We start from the raw sequence: 610 nt of genomic DNA, 5'->3' as shown, positions 1-610 counted from the left end.
GGTCAAACTGACCGCGACCGAGTCGGCGGCTGAAGGCGGCACCGTTACTTACACCGCGACTGTTGGCGCTCCGGTAACCGGTTCGCCGGTGACCGTAACCCTGTCCAACGGTCAGTCGATCACCATCGAAGTGGGTAAAACCACTGGCACCGTGACCACCACCGCGCCGAACGATGCGTTGACCGGCCACGCGCCGCTGACCAATGCGATCACCGGCGTAACCGGCGGTAATTACGAGAACCTCGTTGCCGACAAGACCCCGGTTTCGACCACGGTCACCGACACCGTCGACACCACCAACCTGACCCTCAGCGCCACCAACTCGGTCGCCGAGGGCGGTTCGATCATCTACACCGCCACCCTGACCAACGCTGCGGGCACTCCGGTGACCGTGACCTTGAGCAACGGCGCCGTGATCACCATCGAGGCCGGTAAAACCAGTGGCACCGTGACGGTTCCAGCCCCTGCCGATGACGTCTACAAGGACGCCGGCACCGTGGAAGCGACGATCAAGTCCGCCACCGGTGGCAACTTCGAAAATCTGGTGACCAGCACGGTTCCTGCGGTAACCCAGGTCACCGATACCATCGACACCACCACGGTCAAACTC

The 610-nt window shown here is 62.8% G+C and carries 1 protein-coding gene; it reads left to right on the top strand.

The features are described from left to right. Positions 1–610 (top strand): immunoglobulin-like domain-containing protein (locus M5B98_RS28655; RefSeq protein ID WP_248744684.1); only part of this gene is annotated, 610 nt, incomplete at both ends.

This window comes from Pseudomonas sp. MWU12-3088, from assembly GCF_023242405.1.
GTDB lineage: Bacteria > Pseudomonadota > Gammaproteobacteria > Pseudomonadales > Pseudomonadaceae > Aquipseudomonas > Aquipseudomonas kribbensis.
The sequence above is the reverse complement of the archived record's forward strand: the minus strand, read 5'-3'. Positions and strand labels throughout refer to the sequence as shown.